The following is a 15,648-nucleotide window of genomic DNA, read 5'->3' on the forward strand; positions in this document are numbered from 1 at the left end:
CCCTCGCAAATCACCTATCCCGCAACCCCAACCCCAACCGCAACACCGCGCCCCAGCGCCCTGAACACCGTCGAGACGATGCCGGCGCGGTCGAGGCCGGCGTGGGCGTTCATGGCTTCGGGCTTGGCCTGCTCCATCCAGATGTCGGGCATCACGAGCGAGCGGATCTTCAGGCCGTTATCAAGCAGACCTTCGCTGGAAAGGTACTGCATCACATGGCTGCCGAAGCCGCCGATGGAGCCTTCCTCGACGGTGATGACCATCTCGTGGTGGCGGGCAAGCTGGCGGATCAGGTCGCGGTCGAGCGGCTTGGCGAAACGCGCATCGGCGACCGTCGTCGAAAGCCCCGCGGCATCGAGATCCTCGGCGGCCAGCAGACAATCGGCAAGCCGGGTGCCGAAGGAGAGCAGCGCCACCTTGCTGCCTTCCTTGACGATGCGGCCCTTGCCGATCTGCAGGATTTCGCCGCGCGCCGGCATGTCGACGCCGACACCTTCGCCGCGCGGATAGCGGAACGAGATCGGCCCGCCGTCATAGGCGACGGCGGTGCGCACCATATGCTTGAGTTCGGCCTCGTCGGCCGCTGCCATCACCACGAAGCCGGGCAGGGTGGTGAGGAAGGTGGTGTCGAAGGAACCGGCATGGGTCGGCCCGTCGGCGCCGACGAAGCCGGCACGGTCGATCGGGAAACGCACCGGCAATCCCTGGATCGCCACGTCATGCACGACCTGGTCGTAGGCGCGCTGCAGGAAGGTGGAATAGAGCGCGGCAAACGGCTTGTAGCCTTCCGCTGCCAGTCCGGCGGCGAAGGTTACGGCATGCTGTTCGGCAATGCCGACGTCGAAACAGCGCGACGGAAAGGCCTCTGCGAGCTTGTCGAGGCCGGTACCATTCGGCATGGCGGCGGTGATGCCGACGATCTTGTCGTCGAGGGTGGCTTCCTGCACCAGCGCTTCGGCAAAGACGCTGGTATAGCTCGGCGCATTCGGCTTGACCCTTGCTTGGGCGCCGGTGATGACGTCGAACTTGTTGACGCCGTGATACTTGTCGGCCGCGGCTTCCGCCGGCGGATAGCCCTTGCCCTTCTGGGTAACGACGTGGATCAGCACCGGTCCGCGCCCATTGTCGCGCACATTGCGCAACACCGGCAGCAGGTGGTCGAAGGAATGCCCGTCGATCGGGCCGATATGATAAAAGCCCATCTCCTCGAACATCGTGCCGCCGGTGACATAGCCGCGCGCATGCTCGACGGCGCGGGTGATCGCCCGGTCGATGTTCTTGCCGAGATAGGCCGTCAGCTTCTTGCCGAAGTCACGGAAGCCCATATAGGTGCGCCCCGAGGCAAGGCGTGCGAGATAGGCGCTCATGGCGCCCGTCGGCGGCGCGATCGACATGTCGTTGTCGTTGAGGATAACGATGAGGCGCGCATCGAGCGCGCCGGCATTGTTCAGCGCCTCATAGGCCATGCCGGCCGACATCGCCCCGTCGCCGATGACGGCGATGACGCGGCGGTCCGATTTGTCGAGGTCGGCGGCAATCGCCATGCCGAGACCGGCCGAGATCGAGGTCGAGGAATGCGCCGCGCCGAAGGGATCATATTCGCTTTCCGCCCGGCGGGTGAAGCCGGACAGCCCGTCTTCCTGGCGCAGCGTCCGGATGCGGTCGCGCCGGCCGGTGAGAATCTTGTGCGGATAACATTGATGGCCGACATCGAAGATCAGTCGATCATCAGGTGTGTCGAAGACGCTGTGAATGGCGATCGTCAATTCGACGACGCCGAGACCGGCGCCGAGATGGCCGCCGGTGCGCGACACCGCATCGATCATTTCGTCCCGGACTTCGCGGGCAAGCTGCGGCAGGTCGCGATCCTCAAGCTTGCGCAGGTCGGCGGGATAGGTGACCTGGTCGAGCAGGGGGGTCTTCGGCAGTTGTGTCACGGGCGGGCGCTCTTTCTTGCTTTTCCTTGTTCCGCTTTATTCGATTAGATTGCGGCAAAACAAGTGCATTTCAGGAACCGAAGCTTTTCACCTTAGAGCATGGTGTCGAAAAGTGTGAACGGTTTTCGGAGTATACCCTGGTCTATTTCTCTCATTTCGTGTCGCTCAGCCCTCCGGCAACGGCACGAATTCCTCTTCATCCCCCGGCACGATATCGAAGCGGCCGGTGCGCCATTCTTCCTTGGCCTGTTCGATCCGCTCCTTCGAGGAAGAGACGAAATTCCACCAGATATAACGTTTCGAATTGAGCGCCGCACCCCCGAAGAGCATCAGGTGACAGCCGTCACGGCCGGCTTCCAGCGTGATTGCGTCGCCCGGCCGGAAGACCAGCAACTGGTCGGCGGCGAAGCGGTCGCCTGATATGACGACTTCGCCCGAGAGCACATAGACGGCACGCTCTTCATGGCCCGCGCCAAAGGGAAATTTTGCGCCCGCCTGCAGGTCGAGATCGACATAGAGCGTGTCGGAGAAAACGCCGACCGGCGATGTCATGCCTTCGAACGAGCCGATGACCACACGCCCGCGCACGCCCGCCGTTTCGATCAGCGGCATGGCGGATTTTTCCGTATGGGCGAAGGCAGGATCGATCTCCTCCTTGTCGTCGGGCAGCGCCAGCCAGGTCTGCAGCCCCGACATCAGCAGCGGGTGGCCGCGCAGATTGTCGGGCGTGCGCTCGGAATGGACGATGCCGCGGCCGGCCGTCATCAGGTTGATATCGCCGGGACGGATGACCTTTTCGGTGCCGAGGCTGTCGCGATGGCGGATCTCACCGTCGAACAGATAGGTGACCGTCGACAGCCCGATATGCGGATGCGGCTTGACGTCGAGCGCCTCGTCCGGCTTCAGGATCGCCGGCCCCATGCGGTCGAAGAAGATGAACGGCCCGACCAGCCGCCGCTGCCGGCTGGGCAGCGCTCGGCGCACCTGGAAACCGCCGATATCGCTGGTGCGCGGGATGATCAGGTTCTCGATCGCGTCGCAGGCGAAGGCATCGCCGGGCAGGGGATCTTTACCGGGAAAGAAGGACATGAGGGATCTCCGATCGCTACAGTGCCGAGCGTCATCGCCCACAGATAGCGCCTGGAGCGCCGCGCGTCCAATCGGACGCGCAAAGGGACGCTCCAACACTCGAAAGCGCGCCGCGCGTCCAATCGGACGCGCAAAGGACGCTCCGGCACTGGAAAGCACGTCGCGATTGGTTCAGATCGCGGTAAAGCCATTGTCGACGAAGAGATGGGCGCCATTGACGAAGCTCGACTCGTCGCTGGCGAGATAAAGCGCGGCCCGCGCAACGTCTTCCGGCTCGCCGATCCGCCCCTGCTGGGCGGCAATGGCGGCATCCGAAACATCGACGCCGAGGGCCTGCAGGTCGGCCACCTCGCGAAGGCCATGCGGCGTGCGGATGAAGCCGGGGCAGACGGCGTTGCAGCGGATATTGCGGTCACGGAACTCCACCGCGATGGCGCGGGCAAACATATGCACGGCCCCCTTGGTCGTGTCGTAAAGCACTTCCATCGGCGTGGCGGCGACCGCCGAGATCGACGAGGTGCAGACGATCGATCCGCCGCCGCTCGCGATCATCTTCGGCAGCACGGCCTTGGTCATCAGGAACATCGAGCGTACATTGACCGCGTGCAGCCAGTCCCATTCCTCGACGGTCGTTTCCAGGAAAGGTTTGATGACGATCGTGCCGGCGTGATTGAAGAGCACGGTGACTGCGCCATAGCGTTCTTCGACGCCCGCGACGGCGGCATTGACGGCGGATTCGTCGGAGACATCGGCCGTCCAGCAATCGGCCTCGCCGCCGGCGTCACGGATTTGCTTCACGGTCTCTGCGGCTGCATCGCCATTGCGGTCGATGATCGCAACCCGCGCGCCTTCCGCCGCAAAAAGCTTCGAGGCGGCACCGCCCATGCCGGTCGCGCCGCCCGAGATAATGGCGACCTTGCCCTTCAACCTGTGCGTCATGTCCTTGTCCCCTCATCGTTTTGGATGGGGATCATAGATCGGTCCGAAGCCGATAGCCAAGCATCTTCAAAAGGGAGTTTGCTGCCTCAGGCGCCGTCGAGCGGCTCGACGCCCTGCGGCTTGCCGGCGCGGTCGAGCCTGATTTTTTCGATGCGGTTTTCGGCGGCCGAAAGCAGCGTTTCGCAATGTTTCTTCAGCGCTTCGCCGCGCTCGTAGATCTCGATCGATTCATCCAGCGCCACATCGCCGCGTTCCAGCCGGGCGACGATGCTTTCGAGTTCGGCGACCGCCTTTTCGAAGGAAAGGCCGGACACCTCCGGCTTGGCGCTGTCAGTCATTCTCAACCCTTCATCATTCTCAGAATATGCATGCCCGCCGATTCGGCGAGTCCCTCGAGATCATAACCGCCTTCGAGCAGGCTGACGACCCGGTTCTTCGCGTGCCGGTCCGCCAGTTCCAGCACGCGCCCGGTCGCCCAGTCGAAATCCTCGCCGGTCAGATTGATCTGCGCCAGCGGATCGCGGTGATGCGCGTCGAAGCCGGCGGAGATGATGATGAGATCCGGCCGGAAATCGTCAAGGGCGGGTAGCACGCGCGATTTGAACGCCTCGCGAAAGTGGTCGCTGCCGACATTCGGCGATAGCGGCGCATTGACGATGGTGTTGTGCTTGCCCTTCTCGTCCTTGGCGCCGGTGCCGGGATAGAGCGGCATCTGATGCGTCGAGCAGAACAGCACCGAAGGATCGTCCCAGAAGATATCCTGCGTGCCGTTGCCGTGATGCACGTCCCAGTCGACGATGGCGATGCGCTCGGCGCCATGCGTCTTTTGCGCATGCCGGGCGGCGATCGCCGCATTGTTGAAGAAGCAGAAGCCCATCGCCGTCATCTTCTCGGCATGGTGCCCCGGCGGGCGGGCGGCGACGAAGACATTGTCGGCCCGGCCGGTAAAGACGTCGTCCACCGCCGCCATCGCCCCGCCAATGCCGGTCAGCGCCGCCTGCAGGCTCTTGTTGCTGGCATAGGTGTCGGCTTCGATCTGGTTGATCTCGCCCTCTTCCTCGGGAATCTCCCGCATGACGGCGGTCAGATGTTCCTCCGGATGGGCAAGCAGCACCGCATCCTCATTCGCCTGCGGCGCCTGCCGGCGTTCCAGCCGCTCGAAATTCGGATGTTCCAGCGCGACATTGATGGCGCGGATCCTATCCGATCGCTCCGGATGGCCGGCGGGGGTCACATGTTCCAGGAAGATCGGGTGTTCATAAAGACGGGTGCTCATGAAGACACTCTATCGGTCGCTTATGTCATGTGCCACAGCAGATGGGGCATCGCCTGACGATTTCAACAAGCGGCCTTGCCGCGCCTTCCGACCGTTCGCCCATCACAACGGTCTCATTTGCGCCGTTCCCGTCGATCAGGTCCCTTGCAACGGCCCGCATCTTTCCGGTACGTGGAGGGCACTGTAACACTTTGAACTATTGCGTAATTTTATCCTTAAGCCGGTTCCGGTATAAGCAATTATGAAGTAGTGTTGCCATGGGAACTCTGTAGGGCAGATTTGTTGATGAGTCAGTCGAAACGTCCTGATGTGGCGGAAATACGCGTGCCGTTTCGCGATGTCGATATGACCGGCCGGATGTTTCTGGCATCCTATATTTCCTATGCCGAGTCCGTGCTTGCGAGCTTCTGGTCCTCACGGCCCGCTGTCGACGACGAACCCATCTATAGCCCCAGCAAGGTTTCCTGCTTTCTCCACCGCCCGCTGCACTACGACGAGCCGGCAACCTTCACCGCCACCGTCGACAAGATCGGCGTGCGCTCCATCGGCTTCCTCATCTCGATCGAGACGGGCGAGGAGCGCGCCGCCGAGGTGGAAATCATCTGGCAGGCCCACGCCCCCGAAGACGAATCGCCGGCTCCGTTGCCGGAGGAAACGCGGGACTGGCTTTATCGGTTTTTGAATTAGGGGATTCCAAATGCAAAGGGTTTTCCCGGGAGTTTTACGCCGGAAACGGAAACCACCTCCGGCTTGAGCGTATGCCAAGCCTGACTATGCGATGACCGGCTCTGAAACGCTCTTTCGCGAACTCCACTCCTCCTTGGTCTGCGTCTTGATGTCGAACTGGTCACGCGTCCTCGTGTAGGTATGGCCGCCCATTCGTCCGACGGCGTCCATCAGTTGTTGGTCGATATGCAGGTTGGTCGGATTGACCGCATCGCTTCTGACATAGACGCCGAGGACTTCGCCGAGGATGATTTCGCGGGCAGGGCCGACCTGCAGGGTGGTGTGGCGGCGGCATTCGAGCGCTGCGGGCGCGGCCAGGATGCGCGGGCTTCTGACCATCTGTCCCGGCGCCGTTGCCAGTCCGGCTTCGGAGAGCTCATCGACCTCGGGGCCGAACTTGATAGCGCAGACCTCCATCTGGTCGACAAGGGCGTCATCGCAGATATGGACCGTAAACTCGCCGGTCTCGCGGATGTTGCGGGCGGTATCCTTGAAGCGCATGTCGGCATAATTCTCGACGCCGATGGCAACGATTGCCGGGTCGTGGGTCAGGACGTTGAAGAAGCTGAACGGGCCGGCATTCGGCAGGCCTTCCTTGCTCAAGGTGGTGACCAGCGCAATTGGGCGCGGAATGACCGTGCCGATGAGGATCTTGTAACGCTCGCGCTCGGTCAGCTTGGCGAAATCGAAATGCGTGTGTTGTTTATGATGGGTCATGTCAGGCCTCGGCAGCGACGCGGTGGGTTTCAAGCGGGGTATGGTGGCTGAGGTTCTCGAAACCGTCCTTGGTCACGACATACATGTCGCCGATGTTGCAGCCGGCCGACAGCGGCTCCAGCCACTGCGTGTGCAGCACGAAGACCATGCCCTCTTCCATCCTGTCGTAGTTATGCGAGGAGATGTTGAAGCTGTTCTGGCCACCAGCCATGCCGACCGAATGGCCGAGGTTCGGATTGTGCGGTCCGTGCGTTGCCGGATAGACGTGCATGAGCTTGCGGCCCTGCGCCTCCCAGTCGATGTCCTTGACATACTGGTTGGGGATCAGGCGTGCCCCACCGTCTTCCATCGGCGACCAGTTATAGGGCATGGTGCGCGCTTCCGGTGACGAAAGCATGCCGCGCTCGATCATAGGTTCGAAGGCGGCGTTGTTGATATCCCGCATCAATGCGCCGGGCCTGATCAGCTTTTCGGCCCGCTTGACGCCCTCGGTGCAGGCGGCAAGCACCTCCTCCTGACGGCTGGTGATATCGCCGATCGCGATCATGCGGGCGGTCTGGGCGGTATAGCCGCGATAGGTGACGTTGGAAATATAGAGGTTGATGAGGTCGCCGGGCCGGACGATGTGGCCATAGGGCTTGCCGCAATGGGTGCCGAATTCGTTGATACCGATCTGGTAGCCGTCGCCGGTTTCGCCGCCGAGCGCCATCTGCGCATAGGTGAAGGCGGCAAGGATTTCATGGTCGGTGACGCCCGATTTCGCCACATGATAGGCGGCCTGCGTGCCGATGCTGATCAGCTGGGCGGCGGCGCGAAACATCTCGATCTCGGGCAGTGAGCGGACCTTCTGCATGCGATCGAGAATGGCGTTGTCGGCGACGAACTTGCTCTTCGGCATCAACTCGTCGAGTGCAGACCAGAAGGTCAGCGACGTGCGGTCGCCGATCCTGCCGATCTGGGCCTTGGCGAGGCCGAGACTGGCGAGAACCTCGGCGCATTTCTCGGCGGTCTTGAAGACGGAATCGCCGGGGCGGTCGGCATATTCGCGGCCGATCGGGCCGATCTGCCAGATTTCGTCGACGAGCACAGGCTCGCCGCCCGGCGGCAGCAGAACGGACTGCGTGAAGAAGGAAAGAAGCACCATCGCCTTGCCGGCATCGGTCGGGATGATCAGCACGCCTTCGCGCATCCAGTCGCAGATATAGCGCAAATAGGCATTCGAGGCGTGGAACCAGCCGACGCTGCCGGCATGGACGATCAGTGCGTCATGACCGGCTTCGACCGCCTGACGGCGAATTCTGCGAAGGCGATCCTCGAACTCTTCGACAGGAAGCGGCAAGGGCGCGGAGAAGTCGAAATCCGGCTGGAAATCAGCCATCAGCGATCCCATCCGATAGCCGCCTGCGTTCGTCGCGCACATATTCATGAGTTTGTTCCTTCCAAGTTCAGGCATAGGTCAAATAGCTGATCGTTCAGGCCTGCCGGGGCGGCGCGAGAACGCGCCGGGCGACCAGCAGTCCGACCAGCGTCACGGCGATCAGAATTCCGGAGATTGCCGCGACGCGCACATCGAGCGATTCCTCGATCAGCGCGAACATGCGCAGCGGCAAGACGGTGGTTCGGGCGTCGGCGAGGAAAAGCGATACCGACACATTGTCGAGCGACTGGATGAAGACAAGAAATGCGCCGGCCAGAATGCCGGGCATCAGCAGCGGCAGGGTCACGCGCCGCAGCGTCATGAACCAGCTCGCGCCCATTGTCGTCGATGCCTCGGCAAGCGAGGGGTTGAGGCCCTGGGCGACGACGGAGGCGGCGCGGTACATCAGCGGCCCGAAGACCACGACATGGCCTGATACGGTCAGCCAGAGCGACGGCTTGAAGCCGATGAAATTGGCGACGATCAAGGCGGCAAGACCGTAGACCAGGCTCGGAAGGACGAGCGGGGCGAGCAGCAGCGGCTCGATCGTGCCGACCGCGCTGCGCTTCATGCGCGTCATGCCGATGGTTGCCGGAACCGCAAAGATCAGCGATCCGAGGACGGCAAGGCCGGCGATCTTCAGCGAGTTCCAGGCGGCGATATGTTCGGTTGCCGAGCGCACGGGATCGAGCAGCGCCGCGTACCACCTGAGCGAAAAGCCCTGCGGCGGATATTTCAATGTCTGCCCCGAGGTAAACGACATCGTCAGCGCAATCACGATCGGTGCCACGAGATAGATGACGCAGAGCCCGCCGAAACCGTAGACGAATGCCTTGTAGAGCATGACGGGAATGGGATTTTCGCGACGATCACGCATGACCGACCAACCTCCGGTGACGGGATATCATGGTAAGGGCGACCAGCAGGCAGCCGGTGGACAGCAGCAGGACGACGGCGATGGCCGAGGCCAGCGGCCAGTCGAACAGCGTGCCGACTTCGCGATAGATCAACTGCGGCACATAGACGTTGCGCGCACCGCCGATGACGGCCTGGGTGACGAAGGAGCTGCTGGTGCTGGCAAAGACCAGGATCCAGCCCGCCAGCAGGCCGGGCAGCATCAGCGGCAAAAGCACGGTGACAAGGATGCGCCAGGGGCCGGCACCGGAAACCTGGGCCGCTTCTGTCAGTTGCACCGGCGTACGCGACAGGATGGCGATCAGCGGCAGGATGATCAGCGGCAGGTCGATCTGGCACATGGCCATGACCAGGCCGAGTTCGGTAAACAGCAGGCTGGTCGGCATTCCCGTCAGGCCGAGCCCGACCAATGCTTCGCTGATCGGCCCCTGGCGCCCGAGGATGACGATCCAGGCGAAGGTGCGCACGACATTGCTGGTCAGCATCGGAATGAGCGTCAGGAAAATCAGCACCTGCCGCAGGTTTCGGCCGCCATGCCAGTAGAGAAGCGCGATCGGCACGCCGAGCAAGGTCGTGCCGATGACGGTTTCAAGGCCGAGCCTTGCGGTATTGACGAGGACGCGGAAATTGAACGCGTCGCCGAAGAAGCGGGCATAATGGTCGAGGGTCGCTCCGCCGGGACCGGCGAAGCTGAAACCGACGAGGACGGCGAGCGGCGTTGCGAAGAACGCCACGGAAAGCAACAGCATCGGTAGCACGTATGGGAAGCCGCTCGCCTTCATCACATCACCTCAACCGGCAACGAGGGCGTCGAACTGGCGAATCCAGCCGTCGCGGTTCTTATTGATCGCGACCCAGTCCGGATAGACCATGGTCTTGATCTGGTCGCGGGTGACATAGGCTTCGATGCCCGGCGTCAGCGCCACGTCCTTGTTGGTCGGGAACATCTCGGTCGGCGGCTCCTTGAGCTGGTCCTGGGCGGCCTTGGAGATGGCGGCATCCATATAGGCATAGGCCGCGTCGAGATTGGCCGTGCCCTTGGTCAGGTGGATATTGACAGGGGCTGCCGGCGAGCCGGTTTCGGGTTGGACGAACTCGGCGTTGAGGCCGAGGCTCTTCAGGCGGGCGACGTTGCCGGTCGAGCACATGAAAACGGCGATTTCACCCTGCTGGAACAGCGTCATCTGATGGTTGGTGCTGTCGACCACGCCCTTCAGATGCTCCGGATGATCCTTGAACAGCTTGAAGACGGCGTCCATGTCGTTGGGGCCGGAACCGAAGATCCTGGCGATCTCGGTATAGGCCATGACGGCGGTGTTCGAGGCAAAGCCGGTCCAGGAAACCTTGCCGCTATAGGCCGGGTTTTCGAAGAGATCGCGATAACCCTTCGGCTTCGGAACGAGATCGGGATTGTAGGCGATGCCGTTGACTTCGATGGTCACGGTCGGGCCGTATTCGCCCTGGAAGGACGGATCGAGCATGCCCCAGTTCTTGAGCTTGCTCGGATCGATCTTCTGGATGAGATCCTTCTCGATGGCGACGGCCATCTGGCCGGGCGACATCAGCAGCGTGTCATAGGGCGGGTTGCCGGGGCTCGCCATGATCTTGGCAAGCTGGTCCTGCGCCATCGCCGGGGCAATGGTCAGGTCATAGCCTGCATCCTTGACCATCGGCGTCAGCACTGTGCGGTAGGCGTCTTCCCAGCTGCCTGGGAAAGTGGCGGCAACGGCTCCGCCGCCGGCAGCGCGGGCGGCAAATGGAAGCATGGCCGATGCGGCAACACCGGCCGCCAGGAAACCGAACCCACGACGGGTAATCTGAAAGTCCTTCATCACGTTCACCTCTATTGAATTGTTTCTTCACTCATGATTTCCGGTTCGGCCGGAAAGGCGTGACACCTTGCGGTGTCGATCTCGGCAAATAGCTGCGTTCCCGGTTCGGGAATGAATGTGGTGGGGCCTCTGACCTCGGAGGCGCGCAGGCCCGTGCCGTCTTCCAGAACAAGGTCATGGACGAGGGAGGGGCCAAGCGGCACGGAAACCGTCATGCGAACCGGCAGGGTGCTCTCGCCTGGCTGCGTCGACAGGCGAACCTCTTCCGGCCGGAAGGTGATCGTCACCTTCGAGCCGAGGGTGAAATTCAACCGGCGCGGCAGGAGCAGGGTCCGGTCATTGGCAAGACCGATCAGCGTGCTATCGGCATCGAGGCGCAGCACCGTTCCGTTGAGCAGGTTTGCCTGGCCGATGAAGGTGTTGACGAAAAGCGTCTTCGGGCGATCGTAGACGGTCATCGGCGTGTCGATCTGCTCGACATTGCCCTTGTTCATCAGCACCAGGCGGTTTGCGAGGCTCTGGGCTTCCTCCTGATCATGCGTGACGATCAGCGTCGTGATGCCGAGCGTCTTCTGCAGGTGAAGCAGCTCCACCTGCAGATCGAAACGCAGGGCACGGTCGAGCGCGCCGAAGGGTTCGTCGAGAAGCAGAAGGGAGGGGCGCCCGGCGATTGCGCGGGCGACGGCGACGCGCTGCTGCTGGCCGCCGGAGAGTTCCCGCGGCAGGCGGTTGCCATAATCCTTGAGCCTGACGAGCGACAGCATCTCCTCGACGCGCGCCTTGCGCTCAGTGCGAGGAAGCTTCTGGCAGGCGAGCGGATAGGCGATGTTTTCTGCGACCGTCAGATGCGGAAACAAAGCATAGTTCTGAAAGACCATGCCGACGCCGCGTGAGCGGGCCGAGACATCGGCCAAGTCTTTCTCCCCGAGCACAATCCTGCCGGTCTTCGGCTGGATCAGCCCGGCAATGGCGCGCAGCACGGTCGACTTGCCGCAGCCGCTCGGCCCGAGCAGGGCAACGATCTCGCCGGCCTCGATATCGAAGGCCACGTCGCTGATGGCATTCTGGCCACTATAGCTGTGTGTGAGGCCCTGAACGCTGAGCCGTTTGCGTTCAGCCATATTCGGTATGGGCATAGGGCCTCCCTGGTTCTGGGTCGGGGTCACGGATTGCTGCGCGGTCTCCGGCACAAGACGGAGATGCGGTCCGGCGAGAAATTTTGCGTCGAGCTTGTTCATGAGAAACGGATTGCAAGCGGCGTGCCAGTTTCGCCGCTCGTCGTTGACGAATGTGCCAAGCCAATGAAAATAAATCGATATTTGTGACTTATAAAGTTTCGAAACTTTATAATAATTATTATTAGATTTGAAATTCGCACTTGCTTTTGTATAAATTTTCGCCAGCTAAGTATATTAAATGGGCATCGGATAGAAGTAGCCACGGCCCCTGAGCGGGGATCAAGCGCCGAAAAGTGCGGGTTTTGGCCTCTGAATAGGTGTTTTTGGGTCTTGGGGGCGAATGAGGCGGTCAAAAACGATGCTGCGGGGCCTGGGAGCGTAAAAATTGTGCATTATGCGTTCGAAACTTTATGCGAATTCTATTGCGAAACTCTATCCGAAATATCGTCATCAACAAAAATCATTTTAATATCAGGTATTTATCGACAAATAGCTGCAAGTGGCACGGCGATTGCATGGATGATCCCGAGAATTCACCGATACAAAAATGACAGGGGATCACCATGATGCGCATCCAGAAAATCTTGAAGGCCGGAGTCGCCGGAGCGATGGTCACTTTGATCGCGGCCTCTGCTTACGCTGCCGGAGGTGCCGCCGAGAAGATGACGGCCGATGCCGATGTCGCCAAGCTTTCCGGTGTCGTCCTCACGCAGAAACTGGCCGACGGGCTGCCACCCTCCATCAAGTCGTCGGGCGTGCTGAAGGTCGCGACCGACCTGACGCCGCCGATCAGCTTTCATGGCGAAGACGGCAAGCTGATCGGCATCGATGCCGATATCGCTGCCGCACTCGGCGTCATCCTGGGTGTCGATGTTGAGATGACCGATGTCGGCGCGGGTGCCGCAATCGTGCCCTCCATATTGGCGAAGCGCTTCGACCTCTCGATCTCGGGCATCAACGACGATCCGGAGCTGGAAAAGCAGGTCGACGTCATCGACTATATGTATGACGCGACGACGATCATGACGATCAAGGACAATCCTCTCGCCATCAAAGGCCTGGAGGATTTGTGCGGCAAGAAGGTCGCCGTTCCCGTCGGTACCTTCCAGGCGAGGATGGTCGAAGCCGCCTCGGCCAAATGCGCGACCCCGGTCAACATCATGTCGATCCCGAAAATGCCGGATGTGCTGCAGGCCGTCCGCACCGGGCGGGCTGACGCCACGGTCAACGGTTACGCCACCAGTGTCTACACGACCGAGCACCAGACCGGAAACGGCAAGGGGCTGCAGGCGCTGCCGGATATCCGCCTTGCCGTCGGTTATCTCGGCATGCTGACCGCCAAGGACAATCCGCAGCTGCGCGACAGCGTCGTTGCCGCCTTGCAGCAGATGGTGGACTCCGGCGCCTACGAGACCATCATGAAGAAGTGGAGCCTCGGACCGCTGGCCGTGAAGACCGTCAAGGTCAACGATGCCGCCAGCATGCCCGCGGATTGACGCCGATGGCCCTGTTTCAAGCGTCACCCATATCGCTCTCCCTTGCGCCATCGGTCGGAAGACCGATGCGTTGGGGCCAGATCGCAACCGGTGCCATCGCGATTTCAGCGCTGGCCTTCTTCGCGCTCGTCGTCGGGCGGAGCCAAAGTATCCAATGGTCCGAGATCCCCCGCTACCTGGTGGATCCTTCGATCCTGCGCGGCGTGCTGCTGACGCTTGAACTGACCGCTGGCGCCATGGTGTTCGGCATCGTGCTCGGATGCCTGCTGGCGCTGATGGCGACGAGCCAGAACCTGGTTCTCAAGGTGATCGCCGCCGGCTTCGTCTGGTGGTTTCGCGGCGTGCCGCTGATTGTCCAGATCTTCTTCTGGTTCAATATCGCCCTCTTCATCCCGCAGGTCGGGATGGGAAGCTTCACCATTTCGATCAACGATCTGGTGACGCCGGCCCTGGCCGGCTTCCTCGCACTCGGGCTGCATGAAGCTGCGAACATGTCGGAGATCATCCGCGGAGGCCTGATCGCGGTCGATCGCGGCCAGCGCGAAGCGGCCACGGCGCTCGGGCTGAAAAAGACACAGACTTTTTTCACCGTCATCATGCCCCAGGCCACGCGTATCATCGTGCCGCCGACGGGGAACCAGGCCATCGGCATGCTGAAGGCCAGTGCCATCGTCTCGGTCATCGGCATGCAGGATCTGCTGACGCAGGCGCAGGCGATCTACGCCCGGAACTTCCTCGTCATCGAACTGCTGTTCGTCGTCTCGATCTGGTACCTCGCCATCACGAGCGTCGCATCCATAGGCCAGCACTATCTCGAAAAGAGTCTCGTTCCGAAAGGCCGGACAGCAGAGAAGCCTCGCGCTCCCGGACGGGGGTGATCGCCGATCCATCGACGTGAATTGAGATCAACAACGAAGGGGTCGCCAGTGCAGCGCGCCCCATCAGGAAACAGCAGAGGAGCATGACATGAAATTGGGAATCGACAGCATAAAGCTGCCCGAGGCAAAGAAGCGGGGGCCTCTGGCAAGCCTTGATCGCGTCAAGGAACTTGGGCTCGCAGGCATTTTCTTCAGTACGGCGCTGGACATGAGCCCCGACCTCGACAGCGGCCTGCTGCGCGAGATCAGGGCGAAGGCCGACGACCTCGGCCTCTATCTCGAAAGCGGCATCGGCAAGATCAATCCTTATTGCAGCGCCGAGGAACCGACCCTGCGGGCAGCCGGCGGCGGCGATATCATTGCCGGTTTCACGCGCATGATCGAGGCAAGTGCCGCGATCGGCTGCCATGAGCTCTGGGTTGCTCCGGGTAATTTCAAGGGTGAATATCGTGGCCGGCTGGCCAATGACCGCTTCCGCACCGACGTGACCTGGGAAGAGCAGTTGCTCGGGATCGAAAAGGTCCTCCGCAAGCTCGCGCCCGTCGCGCGCGCCAATGGCGCGCACATGAACATCGAAACCCACGACGAAATCACCTCCTTCGAGATCCTGCGATTGATCGAGAAGGTCGGCGCCGATTGTGTCGGCGTCGTCTTCGACACCGCCAACGGCCTGCAGCGGGGCGAGCATCCGGTCTTCGCCGCCAAGCGCCTGGCTCCCTATATCCGCCAGACCCATATCAAGGATGCCTATGTCGGGCGCGCTCCGGGTGGTCTCGATTTCCAGACCAGACCCGTTGGCGGCGGCATCGTCGACTTCGCCACGATCCTCCCCATTCTTGCGGACGCCAACCCGACGCTGAACCTGTCGCTGGAGGTTGCCCAGTCCGTTGCCGACAAGCCCCGCAAGGCCAATCCGCGCCAGTCCATCGAGATCGACGATCCTATCTGGCGCGCCGGCCACCCCGACCTGACGGCGGATGAGCTTGCGGCCTACATGGCGATGGTGGATGCCTATGAGAAACGGGTCGCCTCCGGGGCTGTTCTCGACTGGGAGGCCTATGAGAGCCGCCGCTACGGCTATCCGACCTATGAGGTGCAATCCTACGGTTTCGACGAGGCAATCGCCTTCATCCAGCAATCAGCGCGTCATGTCGAGACGGTTTGCGCCGAAAAGGGCATTGCCCTGTCGGTGCCGGAAAAGAAGCAGAAAGCGGCTTGAGTCCCGAGGCGGTGCCGGCGTTTTTCCAT

General features: G+C 61.8%; 15 protein-coding genes. 4 read left to right on the forward strand and 11 right to left on the reverse strand.

The window, feature by feature from the left end:
- Window positions 1-14: 14 nt before the first annotated feature.
- The 5 genes from dxs to GFM02_RS23475 all read right to left on the reverse strand — a co-directional run bounded on the left by dxs (window position 15) and on the right by GFM02_RS23475 (window position 5,241).
- The gene (gene dxs / locus GFM02_RS23455; RefSeq protein WP_168322947.1) at window positions 15-1,937 is read right to left on the reverse strand and encodes a 1-deoxy-D-xylulose-5-phosphate synthase; all 1,923 of its coding nucleotides are present in this window, start codon (window positions 1,935-1,937) and stop codon (window positions 15-17) included.
- A 165-nt stretch (window positions 1,938-2,102) separates the two neighbouring features.
- Window positions 2,103-3,026, reverse strand: coding sequence for a pirin family protein (locus tag GFM02_RS23460; protein WP_017993137.1), 924 nt, complete (start codon window positions 3,024-3,026; stop codon window positions 2,103-2,105).
- 171 nt (window positions 3,027-3,197) lie between these two features.
- Window positions 3,198-3,965, reverse strand: a complete 768-nt coding sequence (locus tag GFM02_RS23465; RefSeq protein ID WP_168322948.1) for an SDR family NAD(P)-dependent oxidoreductase — start codon at window positions 3,963-3,965, stop codon at window positions 3,198-3,200.
- 86 nt (window positions 3,966-4,051) lie between these two features.
- Window positions 4,052-4,303, reverse strand: a complete 252-nt coding sequence (locus GFM02_RS23470; RefSeq protein WP_003545921.1) for an exodeoxyribonuclease VII small subunit — start codon at window positions 4,301-4,303, stop codon at window positions 4,052-4,054.
- Between the two features lie 2 nt (window positions 4,304-4,305).
- Window positions 4,306-5,241: a histone deacetylase family protein gene (locus GFM02_RS23475; RefSeq protein ID WP_020048725.1), complete on the reverse strand. Its 936-nt coding sequence runs from the start codon at window positions 5,239-5,241 to the stop codon at window positions 4,306-4,308.
- A gap of 285 nt (window positions 5,242-5,526) precedes the next feature.
- On the opposite strand from GFM02_RS23475, the gene GFM02_RS23480 reads away from it, so the two are divergent.
- The gene (locus tag GFM02_RS23480) at window positions 5,527-5,928 is read left to right on the forward strand and encodes an acyl-CoA thioesterase (RefSeq protein ID WP_168322949.1); all 402 of its coding nucleotides are present in this window, start codon (window positions 5,527-5,529) and stop codon (window positions 5,926-5,928) included.
- 84 nt (window positions 5,929-6,012) lie between these two features.
- On the opposite strand, the gene GFM02_RS23485 is transcribed toward GFM02_RS23480, so the two are convergent.
- From GFM02_RS23485 to GFM02_RS23510, 6 genes are read right to left on the reverse strand one after another with little or no spacing between them, the layout of a single operon-like run.
- Complete coding sequence (locus tag GFM02_RS23485; protein ID WP_027666643.1) at window positions 6,013-6,684, reverse strand: flavin reductase family protein; 672 nt, start codon at window positions 6,682-6,684, stop codon at window positions 6,013-6,015.
- Between the two features lies 1 nt (window position 6,685).
- Complete coding sequence (locus GFM02_RS23490) at window positions 6,686-8,110, reverse strand: M24 family metallopeptidase (protein ID WP_168322950.1); 1,425 nt, start codon at window positions 8,108-8,110, stop codon at window positions 6,686-6,688.
- Between the two features lie 46 nt (window positions 8,111-8,156).
- The gene (locus GFM02_RS23495) at window positions 8,157-8,978 is read right to left on the reverse strand and encodes an ABC transporter permease (protein WP_072639458.1); all 822 of its coding nucleotides are present in this window, start codon (window positions 8,976-8,978) and stop codon (window positions 8,157-8,159) included.
- Window positions 8,971-9,798, reverse strand: a complete 828-nt coding sequence (locus tag GFM02_RS23500) for an ABC transporter permease (protein WP_163875316.1) — start codon at window positions 9,796-9,798, stop codon at window positions 8,971-8,973. The genes GFM02_RS23495 and GFM02_RS23500 overlap by 8 nt, the downstream gene beginning before the upstream one ends.
- Window positions 9,799-9,807: 9 nt before the next feature.
- Window positions 9,808-10,857, reverse strand: a complete 1,050-nt coding sequence (locus tag GFM02_RS23505) for a PotD/PotF family extracellular solute-binding protein (protein WP_348643990.1) — start codon at window positions 10,855-10,857, stop codon at window positions 9,808-9,810.
- Window positions 10,858-10,859: 2 nt separating this feature from the next.
- Entirely contained in the window at window positions 10,860-12,086 is a 1,227-nt protein-coding gene (locus GFM02_RS23510; RefSeq protein ID WP_168322952.1) for an ABC transporter ATP-binding protein, read from the reverse strand.
- 503 nt (window positions 12,087-12,589) lie between these two features.
- Between GFM02_RS23510 and GFM02_RS23515 the strand changes: the two genes are divergently transcribed.
- From GFM02_RS23515 to GFM02_RS23525, 3 genes are all read left to right on the forward strand, one after another.
- Window positions 12,590-13,522 carry an ABC transporter substrate-binding protein gene (locus GFM02_RS23515; protein WP_168322953.1) on the forward strand — a complete coding sequence of 311 codons (933 nt, stop codon included), beginning with the start codon at window positions 12,590-12,592 and terminating at the stop codon, window positions 13,520-13,522.
- Between the two features lie 5 nt (window positions 13,523-13,527).
- Complete coding sequence (locus GFM02_RS23520) at window positions 13,528-14,400, forward strand: amino acid ABC transporter permease (protein WP_168322954.1); 873 nt, start codon at window positions 13,528-13,530, stop codon at window positions 14,398-14,400.
- Between the two features lie 88 nt (window positions 14,401-14,488).
- Window positions 14,489-15,619, forward strand: coding sequence for a sugar phosphate isomerase/epimerase family protein (locus GFM02_RS23525; RefSeq protein ID WP_168322955.1), 1,131 nt, complete (start codon window positions 14,489-14,491; stop codon window positions 15,617-15,619).
- The last annotated feature ends 29 nt before the right edge of the window (window positions 15,620-15,648 follow it).

Origin of the sequence: Rhizobium leguminosarum bv. viciae, assembly GCF_012276115.1 — a bacterium.
Taxonomy (GTDB): domain Bacteria; phylum Pseudomonadota; class Alphaproteobacteria; order Rhizobiales; family Rhizobiaceae; genus Rhizobium; species Rhizobium leguminosarum_T.

What these genes read in the sequence shown, in the direction of transcription:
- GFM02_RS23520 (WP_168322954.1), top strand. Translation starts at nt 13,528, where the DNA reads ATGGCCCTGTTTCAAGCGTCACCCATATCGCTCTCCCTTGCGCCATCG.
- GFM02_RS23490 (WP_168322950.1), bottom strand. Translation starts at nt 8,110, where the DNA reads ATGAATATGTGCGCGACGAACGCAGGCGGCTATCGGATGGGATCGCTG.
- GFM02_RS23475 (WP_020048725.1), bottom strand. Translation starts at nt 5,241, where the DNA reads ATGAGCACCCGTCTTTATGAACACCCGATCTTCCTGGAACATGTGACC.
- GFM02_RS23500 (WP_163875316.1), bottom strand. Translation starts at nt 9,798, where the DNA reads ATGAAGGCGAGCGGCTTCCCATACGTGCTACCGATGCTGTTGCTTTCC.
- GFM02_RS23510 (WP_168322952.1), bottom strand. Translation starts at nt 12,086, where the DNA reads ATGAACAAGCTCGACGCAAAATTTCTCGCCGGACCGCATCTCCGTCTT.
- GFM02_RS23480 (WP_168322949.1), top strand. Translation starts at nt 5,527, where the DNA reads ATGAGTCAGTCGAAACGTCCTGATGTGGCGGAAATACGCGTGCCGTTT.
- GFM02_RS23515 (WP_168322953.1), top strand. Translation starts at nt 12,590, where the DNA reads ATGATGCGCATCCAGAAAATCTTGAAGGCCGGAGTCGCCGGAGCGATG.
- GFM02_RS23495 (WP_072639458.1), bottom strand. Translation starts at nt 8,978, where the DNA reads ATGCGTGATCGTCGCGAAAATCCCATTCCCGTCATGCTCTACAAGGCA.
- GFM02_RS23485 (WP_027666643.1), bottom strand. Translation starts at nt 6,684, where the DNA reads ATGACCCATCATAAACAACACACGCATTTCGATTTCGCCAAGCTGACC.
- GFM02_RS23460 (WP_017993137.1), bottom strand. Translation starts at nt 3,026, where the DNA reads ATGTCCTTCTTTCCCGGTAAAGATCCCCTGCCCGGCGATGCCTTCGCC.
- GFM02_RS23465 (WP_168322948.1), bottom strand. Translation starts at nt 3,965, where the DNA reads ATGACGCACAGGTTGAAGGGCAAGGTCGCCATTATCTCGGGCGGCGCG.
- GFM02_RS23525 (WP_168322955.1), top strand. Translation starts at nt 14,489, where the DNA reads ATGAAATTGGGAATCGACAGCATAAAGCTGCCCGAGGCAAAGAAGCGG.
- GFM02_RS23470 (WP_003545921.1), bottom strand. Translation starts at nt 4,303, where the DNA reads ATGACTGACAGCGCCAAGCCGGAGGTGTCCGGCCTTTCCTTCGAAAAG.